General features: G+C 44.0%; 20 protein-coding genes. All 20 read right to left on the bottom strand.

Annotated elements, in window-relative coordinates; genetic code table 11:
• Positions 1–36 precede the first annotated feature (36 nt).
• Positions 37–1,947: a recombinase family protein gene (locus OCV70_RS06515; RefSeq protein WP_262579447.1), complete on the bottom strand. Its 1,911-nt coding sequence runs from the start codon at positions 1,945–1,947 to the stop codon at positions 37–39.
• A gap of 53 nt (positions 1,948–2,000) precedes the next feature.
• Positions 2,001–2,192: a hypothetical protein gene (locus OCV70_RS06510; protein WP_000503424.1), complete on the bottom strand. Its 192-nt coding sequence runs from the start codon at positions 2,190–2,192 to the stop codon at positions 2,001–2,003.
• A 70-nt stretch (positions 2,193–2,262) separates the two neighbouring features.
• Positions 2,263–2,493: a YdbC family protein gene (locus OCV70_RS06505; protein WP_000659121.1), complete on the bottom strand. Its 231-nt coding sequence runs from the start codon at positions 2,491–2,493 to the stop codon at positions 2,263–2,265.
• Positions 2,494–2,569: 76 nt separating this feature from the next.
• Complete coding sequence (locus OCV70_RS06500; protein ID WP_247919679.1) at positions 2,570–3,424, bottom strand: ParB/RepB/Spo0J family partition protein; 855 nt, start codon at positions 3,422–3,424, stop codon at positions 2,570–2,572.
• Between the two features lie 7 nt (positions 3,425–3,431).
• Entirely contained in the window at positions 3,432–4,397 is a 966-nt protein-coding gene (mobV, locus tag OCV70_RS06495; protein WP_001145977.1) for a MobV family relaxase, read from the bottom strand.
• Positions 4,398–4,915: 518 nt separating this feature from the next.
• Positions 4,916–5,947 carry an AAA family ATPase gene (locus OCV70_RS06490; protein WP_001170965.1) on the bottom strand — a complete coding sequence of 344 codons (1,032 nt, stop codon included), beginning with the start codon at positions 5,945–5,947 and terminating at the stop codon, positions 4,916–4,918.
• A gap of 153 nt (positions 5,948–6,100) precedes the next feature.
• The gene (locus tag OCV70_RS06485) at positions 6,101–6,574 is read right to left on the bottom strand and encodes a sigma factor-like helix-turn-helix DNA-binding protein (protein WP_000323521.1); all 474 of its coding nucleotides are present in this window, start codon (positions 6,572–6,574) and stop codon (positions 6,101–6,103) included.
• An 83-nt stretch (positions 6,575–6,657) separates the two neighbouring features.
• Positions 6,658–7,083, bottom strand: coding sequence for an RNA polymerase sigma factor (locus OCV70_RS06480; protein ID WP_000323896.1), 426 nt, complete (start codon positions 7,081–7,083; stop codon positions 6,658–6,660).
• Positions 7,084–7,177: 94 nt separating this feature from the next.
• On the bottom strand, positions 7,178–7,687 hold the full coding sequence (locus tag OCV70_RS06475) for a sigma-70 family RNA polymerase sigma factor (RefSeq protein ID WP_000872511.1): 510 nt from the start codon (positions 7,685–7,687) through the stop codon (positions 7,178–7,180).
• 489 nt (positions 7,688–8,176) lie between these two features.
• The gene (locus OCV70_RS06470) at positions 8,177–8,347 is read right to left on the bottom strand and encodes a cysteine-rich KTR domain-containing protein (protein ID WP_223213393.1); all 171 of its coding nucleotides are present in this window, start codon (positions 8,345–8,347) and stop codon (positions 8,177–8,179) included.
• Positions 8,348–8,401: 54 nt separating this feature from the next.
• A complete protein-coding gene (gene tet(O), locus OCV70_RS06465) occupies positions 8,402–10,321 on the bottom strand; it encodes a tetracycline resistance ribosomal protection protein Tet(O) (protein WP_000691759.1) in 1,920 nt (639 codons plus the stop codon).
• 366 nt (positions 10,322–10,687) lie between these two features.
• Entirely contained in the window at positions 10,688–11,062 is a 375-nt protein-coding gene (locus OCV70_RS06460) for a TnpV protein (RefSeq protein WP_001140406.1), read from the bottom strand.
• 228 nt (positions 11,063–11,290) lie between these two features.
• Positions 11,291–13,204: a group II intron reverse transcriptase/maturase gene (gene ltrA, locus OCV70_RS06455; RefSeq protein WP_017144707.1), complete on the bottom strand. Its 1,914-nt coding sequence runs from the start codon at positions 13,202–13,204 to the stop codon at positions 11,291–11,293.
• A gap of 686 nt (positions 13,205–13,890) precedes the next feature.
• Entirely contained in the window at positions 13,891–14,352 is a 462-nt protein-coding gene (locus OCV70_RS06450; protein WP_262579444.1) for a hypothetical protein, read from the bottom strand.
• A 13-nt stretch (positions 14,353–14,365) separates the two neighbouring features.
• On the bottom strand, positions 14,366–14,764 hold the full coding sequence (locus OCV70_RS06445) for a single-stranded DNA-binding protein (protein WP_117854368.1): 399 nt from the start codon (positions 14,762–14,764) through the stop codon (positions 14,366–14,368).
• A 15-nt stretch (positions 14,765–14,779) separates the two neighbouring features.
• Positions 14,780–15,178 (bottom strand): hypothetical protein, encoded by a 399-nt coding sequence (locus tag OCV70_RS06440; RefSeq protein ID WP_117854369.1) that lies wholly within the window; start codon positions 15,176–15,178, stop codon positions 14,780–14,782.
• A 124-nt stretch (positions 15,179–15,302) separates the two neighbouring features.
• Positions 15,303–15,743, bottom strand: coding sequence for a DUF6050 family protein (locus tag OCV70_RS06435; RefSeq protein ID WP_243000350.1), 441 nt, complete (start codon positions 15,741–15,743; stop codon positions 15,303–15,305).
• The gene (locus OCV70_RS06430; protein ID WP_117854370.1) at positions 15,727–16,647 is read right to left on the bottom strand and encodes a ParB/RepB/Spo0J family partition protein; all 921 of its coding nucleotides are present in this window, start codon (positions 16,645–16,647) and stop codon (positions 15,727–15,729) included. Before OCV70_RS06430 ends, OCV70_RS06435 begins: the two co-directional genes overlap by 17 nt.
• Complete coding sequence (locus tag OCV70_RS06425; protein WP_117854371.1) at positions 16,637–17,422, bottom strand: ParA family protein; 786 nt, start codon at positions 17,420–17,422, stop codon at positions 16,637–16,639. Before OCV70_RS06425 ends, OCV70_RS06430 begins: the two co-directional genes overlap by 11 nt.
• A 354-nt stretch (positions 17,423–17,776) precedes the next feature.
• On the bottom strand, positions 17,777–18,715 hold the full coding sequence (gene tsf / locus OCV70_RS06420; protein WP_262579443.1) for a translation elongation factor Ts: 939 nt from the start codon (positions 18,713–18,715) through the stop codon (positions 17,777–17,779).
• Between the last annotated feature and the right edge of the window lie 43 nt (positions 18,716–18,758).

The following is an 18,758-nucleotide window of genomic DNA, read 5'->3' as shown; positions in this document are numbered from 1 at the left end:
CAAATGTGGATTCTGTTACATACCGGAAGATCTGTACTATTTTGTTATGGTTGCCCTGCCGGATAATACGCCCTTCCCTCTGCTCCAGATCAGTCGGTCATTTTTTGCGGACAGTTCAATACATGCCCTTCGGTTCCTCTCCCTACTCCTGCGTTTGCTCTCGTTTGATTTCTCCCTCTGTATCCTCTTAGCACAAGCGGGACAATACTTTGATATTCCAGAGCTGGGGACGTATTCAACACCGCACACCGTACAATTTTTAGGCTTTAACGCCGTCCACCGCTTTGTGGGTGTGATATGTAATTCACCGACAAAGCCGATGAATTTATAGTAAATCTTGATTTCCTGCCTTACTGTCCCGTCCGCAAGTTTCTCACGTTCCGAAACAAGTATCTTGTCTATGAGTGCGTTTATGATGGTTGCGTCCAACTCTTTCAGCCCCTGATAGTTGCGGATTAGGGATAGAAAGTCCCTCACGCCCTGCGATTTCTCATAGCTGTCATTGAGCGTTTCCGTTACCTCTTTCAGCCGTGCTTCAATTTCAAGCTGCTCTTTCTGGTATTTCCCCGACATCATCTCAAAATTCCGCTCCGTGATACGCTCCATTACCTTGTCCTCATAGAGAGAGGAAAACAGCCTGTCAAGCTCCGCAAGGCGTTTGTTCAGCTTCTTCTTTTCTTTCTCTAATGATTTCGCCCTGCTCTGGTCTGTTTCCGTGAGCCGCCTTTCTATGGCTCTGACCGCCTTTTCATCATTGACCGCCATATCCGCAAAGCGGTTGATGTCGGCAAGGACGGCATTGAATAAGTCCCTCGCTTCAATGCTGTGTGCGGTACACATAACATTGCCATATCTGCCATAATTATTGCAGGTGTATTGTACGCAGTCGATGATGTCGGGGCGTTTCCTCCTGTTGGCACTCGCCGCCCGCATCGCATAGCCGCAGTCCGCACACTTGATAACGCCCGAAAAGATATTCTCAAATCCCCCTGCGTTCTGCTCCCGCCTGCGGCTCGTCATAAGCTGCTGTACGGTGTCAAATTCCTCCTGCGTGACTATCCCCTCATGGGTGTCTGGTATCACTTCCCATTCTTCGGGCAGCTTAGAGGGGCGTTTCTTGCTTTTCATGTTGGCTGCAATCCGCTTGTAGCCTGCAAGGTTGCCCGCATATATCGGGCTTCTTAAAATGCCCCTCACGCTGTTCTCGCTCCAAATATAACGGTTTTCCTCGTTATCCTCAAAGTACCGCTCATAGCCTGTTGCCCCTTGCTCCACCGCATAAGCGGCAGGGCGTAGGATATGCTGTTTGTTGATGTGCTTGCGGATTTTGGCGATGCCGTTGCCCGCTAACGCAAGGTCGAATATCTCCCTTACCACATGGGCAACTTTGTCATCTATCAGCAGATGGTTGTGGTCGGCAGGGTCTTTGACATAGCCATAAGGGGCTGTTGTTCCCATGAATTTCCCCTGCTGAAACCTCGCACGGTACGCCGATTTTATCTTGACTGACACATCGGCAGAATACATTTCGTTTAGGATGTTGCGGAAAGGCGTGATGTCCATAGCGGATTTGTTTAAGGTGTCCACGCCGTCATTGACCGCTATATACCTCACGTTATGCTCTGGGAAAAAGACTTCCAGATATAACCCACAATCAAGATAGTTCCTCCCCAGACGGGATAAATCTTTTGTAATCACGCAGTTTATCAGCCCGTTTTCAATGTCCTTAATCATATTCTGGAAACTTGGTCTTTGGAAATTTGTTCCAGAGTAGCCATCGTCAACATACGTTTTTGCTAAATGCCATCCCTGCCTTTTCACATAATCCGTGAGGATGGATTTTTGTGTCGCAATGCTCGCACTCTCGTTATCCGTGCCATCGTCCTTTGATAAGCGGCAGTAAATGCCGACTTCATAAATCTTGTTCTCCGTTCTTATTCCTGCCATACTGTAAAACCTCCATATCTGTCCTAACGTTTTCATGTTCCATTGCGTACATTCTAAGCGGACAGCCCCTCATTGTCGAAGGTGTCGCCCTCGGCAATCTTCTTCCGAATATCCTCGGAGATAATCGGGACAAACGCTTCTGCAACGGTCTGTGTGCCGATATATTCTCGACTGATAATCATTTGTACTTGCCCTTTTGGCACAATACGCTTTCTTCTTCCAGTTGTTTTCCTATCCTCGCCCATACTTAAATCTTCCTTTCCAGACAGGGCAGGAGAACGTCTGGAAACGCCCCGCCCTGTCAATCAGATACCATCAATCCCCGCTGTTTACTTCTTTCTGTAATGCTTCAAGGAGTGCCGCTGCTTCATCAGCGTTCAACGTGATACCCTTTCCGCACTTCTCACGGTTCGGGGAAAAGCTGCGGATGTCATATTTCGGCTCTCTCCCGTTCCATGAAATAAGATTGATTTCCTTTGTGTAGCCGCTGTCACTCGCAGACAATACGGCGATTTCCTTTACAATCTCATACTGGATTTCTTTCATTCCTTACCTCATTCTCCTTAAAATTCTGTCTTTCTTCTGTTCCAAATTCCTGCATTTACTTCCCGAAAAAAGAAGGTTAGCGGCTGTCCCTGCTCCGTTTTCTCTGCAACTCACGTTCCAGAAGTCGGATGATGGTTTCCTCCATCTGCTTCGGCGTTGTGTCCTTCGGAAAGTATTTTTTCAGTTTGCTTGTGTTGATTTTCAAGGTTTCTTTCTGGTTTCCCTTTTCCTCCGTCATAATGGAAAATATCATATCCATGTCAAGCTGCCCGCTCTGGCTCATGCTTTTCATCCGCTGTGCCTGTGAGAGTGAGGGCGTTGCTTCTTCGCTCTCCATCGTGGCAAAGAGATTTTCCTGCTCGTCTTTCTTCAAAAAGGACAGTTCCACCGCAGGTGTGAGGGCGATTTTCCCCTCGTCCACCATCTGCAAAATCGGCGGTATCAGTTCCGTCAGGCGGATAAAACGCTGGACGGTCATCCTGCCCACGCCGAAGCCCTGTGCCACTTTGTCGTCCGTCCGCAACTTCGTCACAACTTGTGACGAAGTTAAGTCTGTGCGGAAACCCTGCCGCTTCATGGCTTCGGATTTCATCCTGTAGGCAAACGCCCGCTCCGATGGCAGGATATTTTCACGCTGTAAATTACTGTCTACAAGGGTGATGATGGCTCGGTCACGGTCTAAGGGCAGGACAAATGCAGGCACGGTATTTATACCTGCAAGTTCGGACGCACGGACACGCCGCTGCCCCGCAATCACTTCATAACCGTTCCCGTCCTCTTTCGGGCATGTGATTATCGGCGTGACAATGCCAAATTCCTTGATGCTTTCCGCTAACTCTGACAGCGTTTCATCCTCCACAACATGAAACGGATTGTCGGGAAACGGGTATAAATCTTTGGTCTTTAACACCTTAAAATCCTGTTTCTTCATTCACTTTTTACCTTTCTCTTGATTTGTTTCTGCCTGTTCTCTGTAATTCTTCCAACACTTCTGGCGGTATCTTTGAGAGCAGCCGCCCCATCTGCTCGTTGGTTCTCTGCAATTCAAATATCCTCTGGTTGGCTTTCTGCACCTTTAATTCCTGCTCGTACTTTTCATCACGCATACGCCCTGCATAGTCGGCTTCCTGCCCGATTTGCTCCTTTAAGCTGTCGATATACGCCTGCTGTCTGCCGATTTCCTTAGAGAATTTCTCCACTTCGGGCAGCCATGCGGCAACCAGTTCCAGAGCCTTGTCACGCTTTTTCCCTGCGTTAAAGGCGTTGATGTCGGACAGGGCAGACACGATTTCCCCATACTGCTTATCAAGCCTGCCGCCCAACTTATAGAGCCATGTGGGGACGTGTTTCCGCTTGGTTTCCATCGAAGATTGACCTCTCTCAAGCTGATTCCAACGTGAGGACATCCGCTCATGGTAGGCGGTCTGCCACTCCGACAGGCTCTTTTGATTGCCTAAAATTGTTTTGGCGGACAGCTTATTGTCTGGTGTAATCGGCACAAAGCAGAGGTGCATATGGGGCGTTCTCTCGTCCATGTGGACGACTGCGGAGAGGATATTCTGCTCCCCGACACGCTCCGAAATGAAATCCAGAGCCATCGTAAAATACGCTTTCTGTTCTTCGGGCGGTAACTGGTTCATAAATTCTGGTGAAGCCGTGATGAGCGTTTCCACCATCATCACGCTGTCTTTCCTTGTCCTGCACCCTGCTTCGGCTACCTTTCGGTTAATCTCTTTCTTATAGGTGTACTTTGGCGGTGCGACAAGATGATAGTTATTTTTAGAGCGTTCCATGTCGATATCTGGGTTGCTTTTGTAGGCTTCTTTCTTCCGCTCGTTGTGGCGTTCGCAAGCCGCAACGCCGCCCGCTTTGCGTTTCTGGAAACGCAGGATTGCATAGGGCATAATCCATCATCTTCCTTTCTTCGGCGGGTAACTGCCCTTTGGGTGACAGCGGTGACGGTGGTGACGGCAGTTTTGGGATGCCCCCTGCCGATTGCCGTAACTGTCACCCTTATCCCCTGCATGACGGTCATGACGATGGTGACGGTGTTTTTGGGATACTCCCTCGCAAGAGCTGTAACCGTCATGCCGCCGTTCTTTTATCCGAAGCCGCAAGGCGTAGGATAGCAGGGCGTAAGACCTGCCATAAGGGAGTCCAGAGGGAACGTCTGGCACACGGCTCTTTGCAGGGCAAAGTGTAGTGTGTTACACCCTGTAAACGCAGTCGGAAAAATCGGAGAGATTTTTCTGACCGCAGGGGTGATTTTACACGCCCGAAAAGGGCGGGTGAATCCCACGCCTGCATTTTGCGTTTGCGGGGTGTTCTCCCGTAGGGATGACAGCGGCAGGGTATCCTAAAATCACTGTCACTGCCGTCACCGCTGTCACCCGCAGGGCAGAGCCGCCAACTTTACATGGCTTTAAGCGTCAATGACAGTAACAGGGGGTATCCCAATATCGCTGTCACCGCCGTCACCGCTGTCACCCGCCCTCCTTGCAAGGGCAATCTGCCTGCCGTCTTTCCTGCGGCTGTACTGGTAGCAGATACGGTTCTCGCTTAAAAATGTGGTGTGATATTCATTCAGCCATTTCGTAATCACCGTGGGTATGGTTTCCGTTTCCCCCATAGCGGCTAACAGCTCCGTTGCCGTGCCTGCCCATTCTTCCTTATCCCTCATAAAATCCACCAACCGAAAAAGGACATCTGGTATCGTTTCTTTCGCAAGCTGCTCCTGCGTTTTCCTCTCCACAAGTTCCCAACTGCAATCACGGAAACGGAGCGTGTATTCCTGATAGGGCGTGTCCCTGCCCGTTACATACAGCTTGGCGGTGTCAGATGCCCGTTTCTCCTTTTCCAGAACAAAGGTAGCGTCCGCACTCCCCGTTAAGCCTGTCGTCCCAGACACCTTGTTGAACACATCGCTGTCATTCTGCTTTCGGATGTGGTGTACGACAATGACCGCCAGAGAGTGCCTGTCGGCAAAATCTTTGATTAGGGAGATGTCCCCATAGTCGCTTGCATAGGCGTTGTCTTTTGAAGCTGTACGGACTTTCTGCAAGGTATCAATGACAATGAGCCTGCTGTCTGGATAGTCTTTCAGATAATCCTCAAGCTGCACGATAAGACCGTCTGACAGCTTGCAGCTTGCCACGGCAAAATGAAGCCGCCCGCTCGCTTCGTCCGTCAAACGGAACAGCCTGTCCTGTATGCGGCAGAACGTGTCCTCAAGGCAGAGGTAAAGCACATCGCCCTCCATTGTCGTCATGTCCCATAAGGGGATTCCCTGCGACACGCATAAGCACAGCTTCAGCATGAGCCAGCTCTTGCCTATCTTCTGTGAGCCGCAGAACAGCGACAAGCCTGTGGGGATAAGGCTGTCCACCACAAAGGACGGCTTCTCAAGCGGCTCATAAAGGAGCGTTTCGGCGTTGACTGTCTGTAACTTCTGCATGGGTTTCCTCCTTTCGGGCAGTTATCTTGTTTTTGTTGCACATAGGCGTTGACCTCCTTAAAAATAGATTTACTCCCACGAAAAAAGTGAGAGTATGTAATACCGCCAATCCCACACAAATAAAAAACAGATTTCTTTTTCGGGCGGTGTCGGTCATGGTTGGAGATATTTCCTCATTTCCGCTTTTACTTTCTTCTTTGCAACAGCAACGGATTTCTGTATTGCAGAAGCGGTGCAATGCTCCATAGCGGCGATTTGGTAAAAATTGAACTCATACTCGTAGTAGAGCAGGAAACGTCGCCTTTGTATCTCTGGCAGTCTGTCAACCGCCTTACAGAGCAGTTCCGCCCGTTCTGCTTCAATCATTTGTTCCTCAATGCTCTTAGGCAGCTTTAACGCCCGCCTGTTCAGCGTTTCGTCCCATACTTCCGAAAACTCCCTGTGCCGCTCGTCCCATTGGAGAAGATTCCTGTTCCTGCGTTCCATCTGCCGAAATTCAAAGAATAACTGCTCGGATACTTCCAGTTCGTGGTGTTCCCCCTGCCCGTCCTTAAAACTGATAAAATACCTTATACCGCTTTCCGTGGATTCCTCCCGAAGCGTGTACGCCTTAGCTTTATATGCCATCCCGTTTTCCTCCTGCCAAAAATAAGCGGGGAGATTCCACTCCCCACCCAGTAGCCCGCAGAATAATGGGATGTATTAGACGCTTACAAAATTTTCCGAAGCTTCTTCCGCAGATGGTCTAACCTCGCATAGATGGCACCAGTCGTCAAATGCACAAGTGGGGCAATCTCCTTTGTGGAATACCCCTGCATTTTCAGCAGGACGATTTTCAAGGTACGCCCGTCCACCGTGACTAATACTTGATAGAGATTTTCGCTCTCAATCTCGTCCAGTAACTCCGCAACTGTATTCACCTCCGCTTGCCGCTCCCTGTCTGCCATGTCCTCAAGGTATTCCGCAACGTCATTCGTCCATCGGTAAAACCGCCTGTTGGAATTGAAGTCTGCCCTGTCCGCTATGCGTATCTGCTCAATGGTCACTTCATCAACGCCGCACTCACGCAGCAGCTTTTCCTCCGCTTCTTTCCAGATACGCCATTTCCTGTCCTCCCGTCCGTGGTTGTATGCCATTCTTTCTTCCTCCAATCAGAATTGATTGAGAGGGCAGAGAAAAGCCCCCTCATTTTCCCAAAGGAAAAAACAAGGGGGCTGAACGCCTTAAATTTTAATTTTCTATTATCTTTCTTAGTTTTCTTAGGATTCTGGCTTTGCGTTTGTTCACAACGCTCTGGGTTATGCCTAACCTCGCCCCGACTTCACGCTCGGAAAGTCCGTCAAAAAAGATTGCCTGTATCAACTCCTGCTCACTATCCGACAACAAAGGCAGGGCGGCTTTCAGCCTGTCCACCATAACAGCATTGACAACGGTTTCCGCAATGTCCGCCGCTTCATCAGCGATAAAGTCCAGAGGATTCCCCTCGCTGTCCGTAAATCCGTCCAGAGATAGCAGGCTGTTCCTCGCATCTAATTTTTGCAGGTAACGCCACCGCTCCCTGTCACGGTAGAAGTCCGCATATTGCTCCCTTACGACTTCAAGCAGACAACCTTGGACGGGGATAAACAGCTTGTCCATATATCCCTTGTCGGCTTGCCTGCGGCGGCAGAAATCCGTATAGGACAGTTCCACATAGCCGCCGCTTTCTTTGATATATACTTTTCTTGGTGCGTATTTCACCGCTAATACCTCCAATCTGAATTTTTGAAATGTAAAAATCCAGATGGAGAGGCGGGGAGCGGCAACGCACACCAGAAACAGCCCTGCGGCACTTTCCAACAAAAAACGACAAAAGAAAAACCGCAAAGGCTCTGTGACCTTCACGGTTATGGGAAATACAAATTCTGTTGTATGGAGATTGTACTTCCACTTTCAAGGTGAGAAGTACCGCTGCACTGGCAGAAATTTTTTTAACTGGTTTCCTGCCATTCTCTGATATGCTATGTATTGATAAATTTTACTTCGTATGAGCAGATGAATAACCGCCCGAAAAAAGAACATAAAAAAATCCCTCCAAATTTAAAAACAAATTCAGAGGGTAATTTAGGGTATAACAAAATAACCCACCCGAATATCGTTTTTTTTATTTGGTGAGTTTGTTCTTTCAAATACGAAACAAAAAGAGCCGATGATTCGTGAATTGTTCCACAATTTCATCGGCTCTGCGTCTTAAGCGTCTGGCTCTTTGATGACAGTTATCTTCAAGTTGTCAACTTTAATCAAGCTTTCTTGTCTGCATTTTGGACAATAAAGGGGATAATTCTCCAAAACAGTGTCCTTCCTAATTTTATTACGGGTTTTGCTCCCACAAACAGGACACAATATCCATTCGCATTTCATCATAATTAGTCTCTAATCCTTTCAAATCTCATTTTATATGACTTTTGCAAGCTGTTAAGCTAACTTGTGGAACATATGCCGAACCTTATCTATACGGCTATTCGGGCGGCGGGGTTGGCAAATAAATTTACCAATAGCTGGCTGGTATCCTTTTAACTCTGTCAAGCAGACTCCCTGCCCATTTGTGAAATAAGTTAAATCGTTCCTGTATTCTTGAATACATCTGGCAGGGATTTCTCCTTTCAGAATGACCTCGTCATTCTTTACCTGAGTACTTACAATATCTGCACAATACCTTGGGGCATCATGATACGCCCGTGAGAGATATTCCTGCGGTGCATAAATTTCAAAGTGGAGATATGGCTCTAATAGTTCTGTCCCTGCTTTTTTTAAAGCCTGCTCCAATACGATAGGGGAAAGCAGCCGAAAGTCTGCGGGGGTACTTACAGGACTATAATACAATCCATATTCAAAACAGATTTTACAGTCTGTCACTTTCCATCCATACAGCCCCTGCTCGCAGCCATAAAGAACCCCCTCCATAACCGCATTTTGGAACGATTGGTTTAAATATCCAAGTGAAACTCTGCTTTCATACTGCACTCCGCTTCCAATAGGGAGCGGCTCTATGGACAACCCGACAGAAGCCCAGAAAGGATTTGGCGGGACTTCTATGTGGATGGTATATTCTGCTTTTCTAAGCGGTCTTTCCATATATATAACAGTAGGCTCTTTTATTTCTGCCTCCACATGGTATTTTTCCTCAAGGATGGCACAAATGACTTCCATCTGCACATTCCCCAAAAAAGAAAGTATAATCTCATGCGTTGTAGTATCCACATAATATTTTAAAAGAGGGTCGCCATCTGAAATTTCTGTAAGTGCCCCAAGCAATATTTCCCGCTGTTCAGATTTCTTTACTGCAATCGTTGTTTGGAGCATAGGGAGAGGATTTTCAATAAATTTTCTCTGCGGCAACAGCATTTCGTTCCCCAAAATACTGTTTAGCTGCAAAACATCATTTGGTAAAATTACAATATCACCAGAGCAGGCTGTATCGGATGAATATAATTCACCGTTTGTCGGAACACACATCTCTGTGATTTTTATTTTCTCTTTTTCAGATATTTTAATAACATCCCTCAAATGCAATGTTCCGCTATATATACGCACATAAACAAAACGCCGCCTTTTCTCTGAATATTCAATCTTAAAAACCTGCCCGCATAGTTCAGATTGACCTTCAGGCGTTGATGAATAAAACTTACTGGCAATCACTTCTATAAGCTGCCGAATCCCCAGATTGTTTTTAGCACTTCCGTGATAAACGGGAAATAACGTTCCGTTTTGGAATCTCCTGTTTTCTTCCTGTTCCAGTTCTGACATTTTAAACGGTTTCCCTGACATATATTTCTCTAATAGTTCATCGTTTCCCATAATTACCGCATCCCACTGTTCCATATCGTCATTGTCCGTTACATTTATATGGGGATGCTGCCCAACCTTTTGCTTCACTATAATTTCCGAAGAAAGCTTTGCTTTCATTTCTTGATATACCATTGGCAAATCAATCCCCTCTTGGTCAATTTTATTGATGAAAAAAATTGTCGGAATCTTCATTGTCTGTAGTGCATGAAACAGTATACGGGTCTGTGCCTGTATGCCATCCTTTGCAGAAACTAATAATACTGCTCCGTCTAATACGGATAAAGAACGGTATACTTCCGCCAAAAAATCCATATGGCCTGGCGTATCTATAATGTTGACTTTTACATCCTCCCACTGAAAAGATGTCACTGCTGTCTGGATAGTGATTCCCCTTTGACGCTCCAAATTCATTGTATCTGTCCTTGTTGTGCCTTTATCTACGCTCCCTGGTTCTGCAATTGCACCACTGGTATACAATAAACTCTCCGTTAATGTTGTCTTTCCTGCGTCAACGTGAGCCAGAATGCCTAAGTTAATTATTTTCATGTGATTTTCCTCCTATCAACACCCAAAAAAGGGCATAAAAATACCCAGTGATAAATACTCCTATCACTGGGTAAATAACTCCAATAGCCCCAAAACACTTATATGTTTTCGGGCATATAAAATTACATGATAAAAGTATTCTTAAACTGGGTACAAAAAACTAAGCCCCATATTAAAAGTGAAACGGGACTGCTACTTTTTGTTCCCACTATCAAATTGACAGTTTATTTAAGAATACCTTGCCGCATATTTATTAACTCCTTGTATAATACTGAATCTAATTATATTCCTTAACCCTTTATTTGTCAAGCTGACAAACTAAAGCAGAAAAAGCGGCAGGATTTCCCCCTGCCACTAATCATCTGTTTATGCAAAAATAATTTCCTTTTCCACAATCTCCCTCGCACAAGCCCTTATGTTATTGAGGCATCCTGTCCATTCTAAGGCGTTTTCTGCCTTTAGCTGTTCCGTTATGCCCTGTGCCTGTTTCATACCCTCTATGAGCCTTTCAAAGCGTTCCTGTGCCTGTCTGTCAATGTCGGCAAGGTAAGCGTTAAGTCTGCCGCTTGTAAGAAGATTGGTGTATGTAACTTTGCAGTGATGCTTCAGATAATCCAAATGCCGCTGTCCCCAGATGCCTATCGGCTGTTCTTCTTCGGCGGGTACAGTTAAGCACGGTATTAAATAATCGCCTTGCCTTTCGTATTTGCCGCCCATTTCCTCAAAAATTGTCTTTGCCATTGTCTGTTACCTCCACATTCTTTTTTATTTTGAATGTCCGCAAAATCCGTCCTACATCTGACGGTTTCCAGCCAATATCCAGATGATGCAGGGCGATCAGACGATCCTATAGTGATAGGTAATCCTTTGATGTTATCTCCAGATTTTCCCCCACTTCACACCGGACGTGAGAGTTTCCCCTCATCCGGCGTTCCATCATCAGTAACTTCTACTTTTTAACATCGTAACTTACAGTTCCTTATCAAGTGCTTTTACGTCTATTTCCTCTAATCCTGCATTTTTTCTTATGGTATTTACTTTCCGTCTTTGATTACTTTCCAGTTTGTATTTGTTTAGAATACGCTTGATTTCTTTGTTGTCCTGACTTTTTATCAGCCTTTCCATCTCTTTATGCACAATAATCAGATTATTATATTTATCATCACCGCCACAAGATTTTGGTATTTTACGGACACACCGCATATTTTCCAAAGTTAGAGGCAGCTTGCAAATTGCACATTTTCCTCTTTGTGCCACAAACAGCGAAACGCAGTTATCATTAAATTCTACAGTTTCATTACTGATAGGGTTTCTCATAAGTTCATGCACCCTCTCTATATCTACAGTTTCTAATTGTTTGTGTATTTCTTTTCTTCCCTCAGCTGTATATTTATTTACTACAGCCTTTTTGTGGAGCGGAACACGATGTTGCACATATCCTATTGGGACTAATGGCACACCGTTTATAAATCGCAGTTCTTTACTTTTTCCATATCTTTCTGAAAGATATGGTGTTAATGCTTCGTTAGTTCTGCGTTTCACTCTTGTATTTAATCTGATTTTTATGCTTGTCTTGATTTCATAGGCTAAAGTCTGTATATCTGGATTTACGCACGTTGCCATGCTGTAATAATTCTGCATTCCCATGACAAAGCTATTATAATCCCGAATTGCATACTCACCGGCTCTGCTTCCATTCGTTTTCTGTATTGCTATGATTCTCTCTTTTGCGTTGGTTTTTATTTTCTTCAAAGCCTTTTCTGAGATATGTGATTTTACTACATACTTATCGACTGGCGGTTTACATTTTGTGTCCTTGCCTTTCTTATGCACTTTTATCCTAAATCCTAAAAATTCCGAATAACTGTGTTTTAGATTGACAATTTTTGATTTTTCTGGACTAATATCCAGTCCTAGCCTTGTTTTGAGCCATTGTTTTGTGGCTTCAAACATTACAACCGCATCTTTGTGTTTCCTGCAAAAGATTTTAAAATCATCAGCGTACCTTACGATGAAGCACTCTTTTAATGTGCTGTTCCGCAAAGCCCTGTACTTCTTTGATTTCGATTGAGTTCCATTCGCCTTTATTGCTTCTTTATAGACGTGTCTTGTAGGCATAAATTCCCACTGGCTGGCAATCCACCAGTCAAGTTCATTCAACACCACATTCGATAACAATGGTGAGATAATCGACCCTTGAGCTGTGCCTTTCTCTGGAAAACCGATTTCTGCAATTTCTCCTTTTAACATGGCTGAAATAATACTAATGAGCTTTTTATCCTGTATTCCTATCGTCCACAACTGTTTTAATAGTTTTCCGTGGCTGACATTATCGAAAAATCCTTTAATGTCAATATCCACCACGATATACAGTTTGTTGCTCTGTATAAGTTTCTCTGCCTGTGCAAGTGCATTTTCCACACCTCTATTTGGGCGGAATCCATTGCTTCTATCGTGAAATTTTGCTTCACATATCGGCTCTAACACTTGCAGAATACATTGCTGTATCAGCCTGTCTTCAATCGAGGCAATCCCAAGTGGCCTTTTCTTTCCATTACCTTTGTCAATCTCCACTCGTCTGATGGCTTTCGGCGTGTACCATTCCAGTTTGTTACGGACAAGTTCGATGACCTCTTTTTCAGTCATTTTTGCTAAATGCTCTATCGTTTTTCCGTCAACCCCCGGCGTGGTACTTCCATCATTTTTTTTCATGTTTCGATAGGCGAGTTTGATATTTTCTTCCATCAAAATCAATTCCATCAGGTTTCTAAATTTCCTGTTTTCTAAACTTTTCTGGTATAGTTCGTCAAATATCTCCTGCAATCCATAATACTCAATGTTTCTTAGAGTCTGACGTTTCAGCACTTTCTTCGGCACTGCCAAAGTCGGCTGTCCGCCTTTCTTAGTCTTACTCGAACCTTTGATTCATTACGAATTAAATTTCGATTCTTACTGATTGACTGGAGCCTATCCCTCCACGGCTTATTATCACCGCTTCATTGGTACTGTGGCTCCACTTTCAGTCAGATAAAAGCAGGTTATACTAATGTCAATCGCTTTCCCTGCTAACACTTCATTGCGTGTAAACACTCCGTGTTCTGACCTTCCCTTGTTCCGATATTCCTATCTGTTCATGCCGCCCTTAGGTGTAGCCTATAAGCCTGTATGCTTGCCAGTGCCTGTAACACTGTAAGGTATTTCATAACGTCCATTTTTACTTTACCTCACATACCCCGTAGATTTACGGTTATGACATTTCTGCCATATCACGCTTTAGACTCGTACACTCGGCTGTTCGTCTGCTGTTTTACCAGCTATCCTCACCATAGGCAGTTTATAGACCTCCGGCATATAGGACACACCATCCACCTCTGGACAGCTTTCGACAACTTAATGTTTCGGTGCCTCTCTGCCGACTTCAACGAGCTTCGCACATACAGCGTTTTACACCGCCTTTGCACGTCGTAGTATCAAGGGGAGCGTTTCAGGGCGTTACCCCATCATTCCACTCCTCGGAATATCAGTTAGCTGAATAGATTCAGCCGTCGATTTTAGTTCTAATACAGGATTTATCCCACATTAGAGTTTGTACGACAACAAGTCGCACGCACATTGGTACCGGCACCCATCTTAGCAGTGGAACCAATTAAAAAACGAACCTGCCCGGATTTTACTTTTCCAAACAACTCCGTTTTCTTTGCTTCTGTATTCGCATCATGAATAAAGGCTATTTCCTTCTCCGGCACTCCTCTCTCGATCAGCTTCTGCTCTTCCAGTTCTCTGGAACACTGTTTCATAGCATACACAGCCTGACAGATATCATGGATTTTTTCGCAATCTACAGATCGCAAATGCTGATCCAGAGTTACTAAAAATCTTTGCCAGTCATCCAGTTTCTGGCTGACCTGCATCATACACTGAAACAATTCTGCGGCTTCGCACGCTGCAGATAACACAACATTCTTATTATTGATACTCCCATCGGCATTTCTCATATGACCGATCATATACGCCTGATCTACTGAAACCATCTTTCCTCTCCTCCTATCTAAACGGCATTTCCTCTTCCATACCCTCCGGGATCTCTAAAAATCCCTCAGCATCTGCCGGAAGTGGTGGTCTGTCTGACATCTTTGCACCGGCAAATTCAATCCGGTTGGCATAGATTTCCGTGGTATAAACCTTTTTGCCAGTTTCTTTATCTTCATAGTTTCCAGTAACAATCTCACCTTCGACCATTACTTTTGTTCCCTGAACCAGATAGTCCCTGGTAAATTCCGCTTTTTTCGCAAAAGCTTTGACAGGAATAAAACTGACATCATCGGAATAATTTCTTCTCACCGCCATAACAAATTTGGCAATCTTATGAAGTCCTTTCTCATTTTCGACTTCGTTGTATCCGGGATTTCTTACCAATCTTCCCGAAATAATTATTGTATTCATTGGCTTCTCTCCTTCCTACGCTTTCATTGTTTTATAACAGATTCCAATGCAGGGACCGCATTTGCCATAAGCACAGCCGTAGCATTCATCTTTTTCCAGTTCTTCCTGCTTCATTTCACCAGCAAACATGTCAAGCAAGGTAGTATATACCTTTTTTACAGCCAGATATTTTTCTTCTGCCTTTTCCATCTTTTCCCTGTAAAATGGAATCAATCTTCTAAGAAGCGGATGAAAATGTTCCTCTTCATCATCCCAGGCACAGGTTTTCATCATACAACGTGGCTGTTTCTCATAGCTTCCCAGATAATATGGGCAGAATGTACATCCCCGTTCCTTCAACATATCTGTCGGAATAACCGGCATCTGTCCTTTAATTTCCTTTGTAACATGCTTGTTCTCAATTCGTTCTCTCATGTAAATTCCTCCTAATTTCTATTGCAAAAAGGATTTTCCCTTGTATTGCCTGCTTTTGAGCACAAAAAAAGAGGCAGACTTACGATTTTTACTTCGCAAGCCTGCCTCTTATCAAATAATCACTTTATTTCTGAACAATATATCGTATAAGAACATATATTGCCCGAATCACATACACCGGAATCATGATACTTCCAATCAATGCTCCAATGATGACACTTAATGCAGCCATACCTAATATTGCTGTGGTATCCATCCCTTTCGGAATTAAAATCAGCCGCATTTTATGTATTCCAAACGGAAGTCCGGCAAGAAATATCCACCAGAACCAATCTGTTTGTCCACTGACTTTCATAATTATTTCTATCATCCAGAACCAGAATACCATGAAGCTTAATGGTAAAAACGTCTTCTTGATCACATCCTCGATTGTCATTTTCCTATTCCTTCTTTCTACCTTCTTCTGCCACCTCTTGTTATCCATAACCAGATTGTTTGTTTTTTCTACATACATCAAATACCGTATCAACGCTTTCTGATGTATACTGTCAATTTGATTCTCCACTCTTCTCTCTCCCCTCTGCCCATGTTTCCAAGAGCTTGAAAATCACTTCTTCCATTTGTTCCTTTGAATAATCAACCGGAAAATACTTTTTCAACTTTGTTTCAGGAATTTGTACCTGAACTTCTTTCTCCTGTTCTTCTCTCATACAAATCTTGTCTATCGTAAGATAAGTAAGAGCTTCCTGTTTGGATATTTTCTTTAATTGTTCTGCCTGTTTCATTGAAGGTACCATGTTATGGGTGTTCATATATTGAATCAGTAGCTGCTGTTCGTCTTTCTTTAAGTAAGACAACTCAACTGCCGTATTAAATGGAAGTTTCTTGATATCCGTCAGATACAACAACTCAGTAATCAATTCTGTCAGATGAATATATCTTAAAACCTGTCTGGCACTATCTTCCGTATTTTGACTGACTTCTTCAGCTGCTGACTTTTTGCCAACTCGACAAGAAGTTAAATCAGTTCGTTTCCCTTGTCGTTTCAAAGCATCATACTTCATCTTATAAGCAAAGGCTTTTTCGCTGAATAATAGTTCTTCCCTCTGGATATTTGAGTCAACCATGATTACCGTAGCTTCATCATCCGTAAGATCTTTGATGATCACAGGCATTTTCTGTATCCCTGCGATCTCACAAGCTCTTCTACGGCGATGCCCGGCAACCAGTTCATATCCGCCGGCAGATCTCATTCTCACAATTCCCGGAACTAAGACTCCATATTCGGTTACACTCTTCACCAATTCTTCCATTTTCTTATCATTTTTCACCTTAAATGGATGATTTGGAAAGGAGTGCAAACTACTGACAGATACTTCGCAAATCCCATTTGCACCATCTCCGGTCGTTCCAAATAATTCATCTAACGGTTGCAGTGAAATAGGTGTTGTATTCTTTTTACTTGACATCAGCAAGAACCTCCTCCGTCAGTTTTTCAAAAGCCAATGCAACATTCCCTCCTGGTTCATATTTATAGATACTTTCTCCCTCTCGAACTGCCTCTTTCATTCTGACCGAAAAAGGGATATAGCTCTCAAATATGCGGAGCTGACTGCCATAAACATTATGAAGTAAATCCATATTGTCTCTGGCGTCTTTTGTTCTGGCATTTACCAGGCTGAAAAGAATTCCTGATATCTGAAGTGTTGGGTTGATCTGTCTTCTTACTTTTCCGATTGTTTTCAATAACTGCTGCAACCCTTTAATTGGAAGATAAGAAGCTTCCACAGGGATCAAAACTTCATCTGAAGCCGCAAGAGCATTGATTGTAATCATTCCCAACGAAGGCATACAATCAATCAGAATATAATCATAGCGATCTTTAACTGTATTGATTATCTGTTTTAAGATAAATTCTCTGCTCATCGCATTAACCAGCTGAACCTCTATTCCTGCAAGTTCGATATTAGAACAGATGATGTCTATTCCTTCCTGCTGGTGACGGATGAAACAGTCCTCCGGAATATTCTGATCTCTCAGAGACATTTCCATCAATGCTGTCAATGTCTGATCACTATCATCACAATCACGATATCCAAAACTGGCTGATACGTCGGACTGTGGATCTGCATCCACGATTAACACTTTTTTATTCTTGCGTGCAAGTCCTGCTCCCAGGTTTGCTGCACATGCAGATTTACCTGTTCCACCTTTTTGATTAACAATAGAAATAATTCTTGTCATCATTTTTCCTTTCCGGATCTAAAAGAAAAATAACAAAAATTTCTTACGAAGATTTGTACGAAAATTTATACGATAGTTTTTACGAAAATACGAAAATGAAAAGTTGCATTATAAATCGCTTTATAGTTAACTACCGAAATCGCCACATTTTTCTTAAAAATCATGCGAAGTTTGCGTTAAGAAGTTCGTACGCAGGTTTTACGAAAACCATGACGAACATTTTACGAAAATCCGCTTAAAAAGTTACATGAATTTATAATGCAATACATGAAGTGGTGTATATAAGAAAAACCCTTGAAAATACTGGATTTTCAAGGGTTTTAAGACTCTTTTTAAAGTTCTGCAAAAATCAGATTACTGTGCCATCTGCTTTGCAACTTCCTCAGCGAAGTTCTCTTCCTTCTTCTCGATTCCGTCGCCGGTCTCGTAACGAACGAATCCTTTGATAGTGATCTTAGCGCCGTTCTCTTTAGCAACCTGTGCTACGTAGTTTCCAACGGACTGTTTTCCGTCTTCTGCTTTAACGTAAACCTGGTCAAGAAGGCAGATCTCTTTGAGCTCTTTCTTGATACGTCCCTGGATCATTCCCTGGATAACCTTCTCCGGTTTCTGGGATTCCTTAGGATCGTTCTGAATCTGAGCCATAAGGATTTCTTTCTCATGCTCGATATACTCAGCGCTTACTTCGCTGTCGCTTGTGTAAAGAGGTTTCAGAGCTGCAACCTGCATTGCAACGTTCTTAGCCATCTCTTTCACAGCGTCGTTTACAACGTCTGTCTCAACGTCAACAAGAACGCCGATCTTTCCGCCCATATGTGTGTAAGAAGCAACGAAACCATTCTCCTCTTTCATCTGAGCAAATCTACGGATGTTCATGTTCTCGCCGATAACTGCGATCTGAGCTGCAAGAGCTTCTTTAACAGTCTTAGTGGTATCAAGTGTCCATGCCTCTGCAAGGAATCCCTCGATATCAGCTGCTGTAGTTGTCAGAGCCTGAGCTGCAACATCTGCAACATACTGCTGGAATTTCTCGTTCTTAGCAACGAAGTCTGTCTCGGAGTTAACCTCAACAACAACTGCGCTCTTTGAGTCCTCAGCAACAAGTGTCTTGCAAAGACCCTCTGCTGCAACACGGTTTGCTTTCTTCTGAGCGGTAGCAAGACCTTTCTCACGAAGGAACTCTACTGCTTTATCCATATCGCCTTCTGTAGCTGTAAGAGCTTTCTTACAGTCCATCATACCAGCGCCGGTCATCTCTCTTAACTCTTTTACCTGTGCTGCTGTAATAGCCATTTTACATTTCCTCCTGATTGATAATGTGTGGTAAGAATCCGGC

It is taken from the genome of Blautia acetigignens, assembly GCF_025566865.1.
Lineage (GTDB): Bacteria > Bacillota > Clostridia > Lachnospirales > Lachnospiraceae > Blautia_A > Blautia_A acetigignens.
Note: the sequence above shows the minus strand (reverse complement) of the source record. Positions and strands in the feature narration are given on the sequence as shown.

Excerpts from the sequence above, each read along its gene's own strand:
- OCV70_RS06515 (WP_262579447.1), bottom strand. The coding sequence starts at position 1,947 with ATGGCAGGAATAAGAACGGAGAACAAGATTTATGAAGTCGGCATTTAC.
- OCV70_RS06510 (WP_000503424.1), bottom strand. The coding sequence starts at position 2,192 with ATGGGCGAGGATAGGAAAACAACTGGAAGAAGAAAGCGTATTGTGCCA.
- OCV70_RS06505 (WP_000659121.1), bottom strand. The coding sequence starts at position 2,493 with ATGAAAGAAATCCAGTATGAGATTGTAAAGGAAATCGCCGTATTGTCT.
- OCV70_RS06500 (WP_247919679.1), bottom strand. The coding sequence starts at position 3,424 with ATGAAGAAACAGGATTTTAAGGTGTTAAAGACCAAAGATTTATACCCG.
- mobV (WP_001145977.1), bottom strand. The coding sequence starts at position 4,397 with ATGCCCTATGCAATCCTGCGTTTCCAGAAACGCAAAGCGGGCGGCGTT.
- OCV70_RS06490 (WP_001170965.1), bottom strand. The coding sequence starts at position 5,947 with ATGCAGAAGTTACAGACAGTCAACGCCGAAACGCTCCTTTATGAGCCG.
- OCV70_RS06485 (WP_000323521.1), bottom strand. The coding sequence starts at position 6,574 with ATGGCATATAAAGCTAAGGCGTACACGCTTCGGGAGGAATCCACGGAA.
- OCV70_RS06480 (WP_000323896.1), bottom strand. The coding sequence starts at position 7,083 with ATGGCATACAACCACGGACGGGAGGACAGGAAATGGCGTATCTGGAAA.
- OCV70_RS06470 (WP_223213393.1), bottom strand. The coding sequence starts at position 8,347 with ATGAAATGCGAATGGATATTGTGTCCTGTTTGTGGGAGCAAAACCCGT.
- OCV70_RS06460 (WP_001140406.1), bottom strand. The coding sequence starts at position 11,062 with ATGGCAAAGACAATTTTTGAGGAAATGGGCGGCAAATACGAAAGGCAA.
- OCV70_RS06450 (WP_262579444.1), bottom strand. The coding sequence starts at position 14,352 with ATGGTTTCAGTAGATCAGGCGTATATGATCGGTCATATGAGAAATGCC.
- OCV70_RS06445 (WP_117854368.1), bottom strand. The coding sequence starts at position 14,764 with ATGAATACAATAATTATTTCGGGAAGATTGGTAAGAAATCCCGGATAC.
- OCV70_RS06440 (WP_117854369.1), bottom strand. The coding sequence starts at position 15,178 with ATGAGAGAACGAATTGAGAACAAGCATGTTACAAAGGAAATTAAAGGA.
- OCV70_RS06430 (WP_117854370.1), bottom strand. The coding sequence starts at position 16,647 with ATGTCAAGTAAAAAGAATACAACACCTATTTCACTGCAACCGTTAGAT.
- OCV70_RS06425 (WP_117854371.1), bottom strand. The coding sequence starts at position 17,422 with ATGACAAGAATTATTTCTATTGTTAATCAAAAAGGTGGAACAGGTAAA.
- tsf (WP_262579443.1), bottom strand. The coding sequence starts at position 18,715 with ATGGCTATTACAGCAGCACAGGTAAAAGAGTTAAGAGAGATGACCGGC.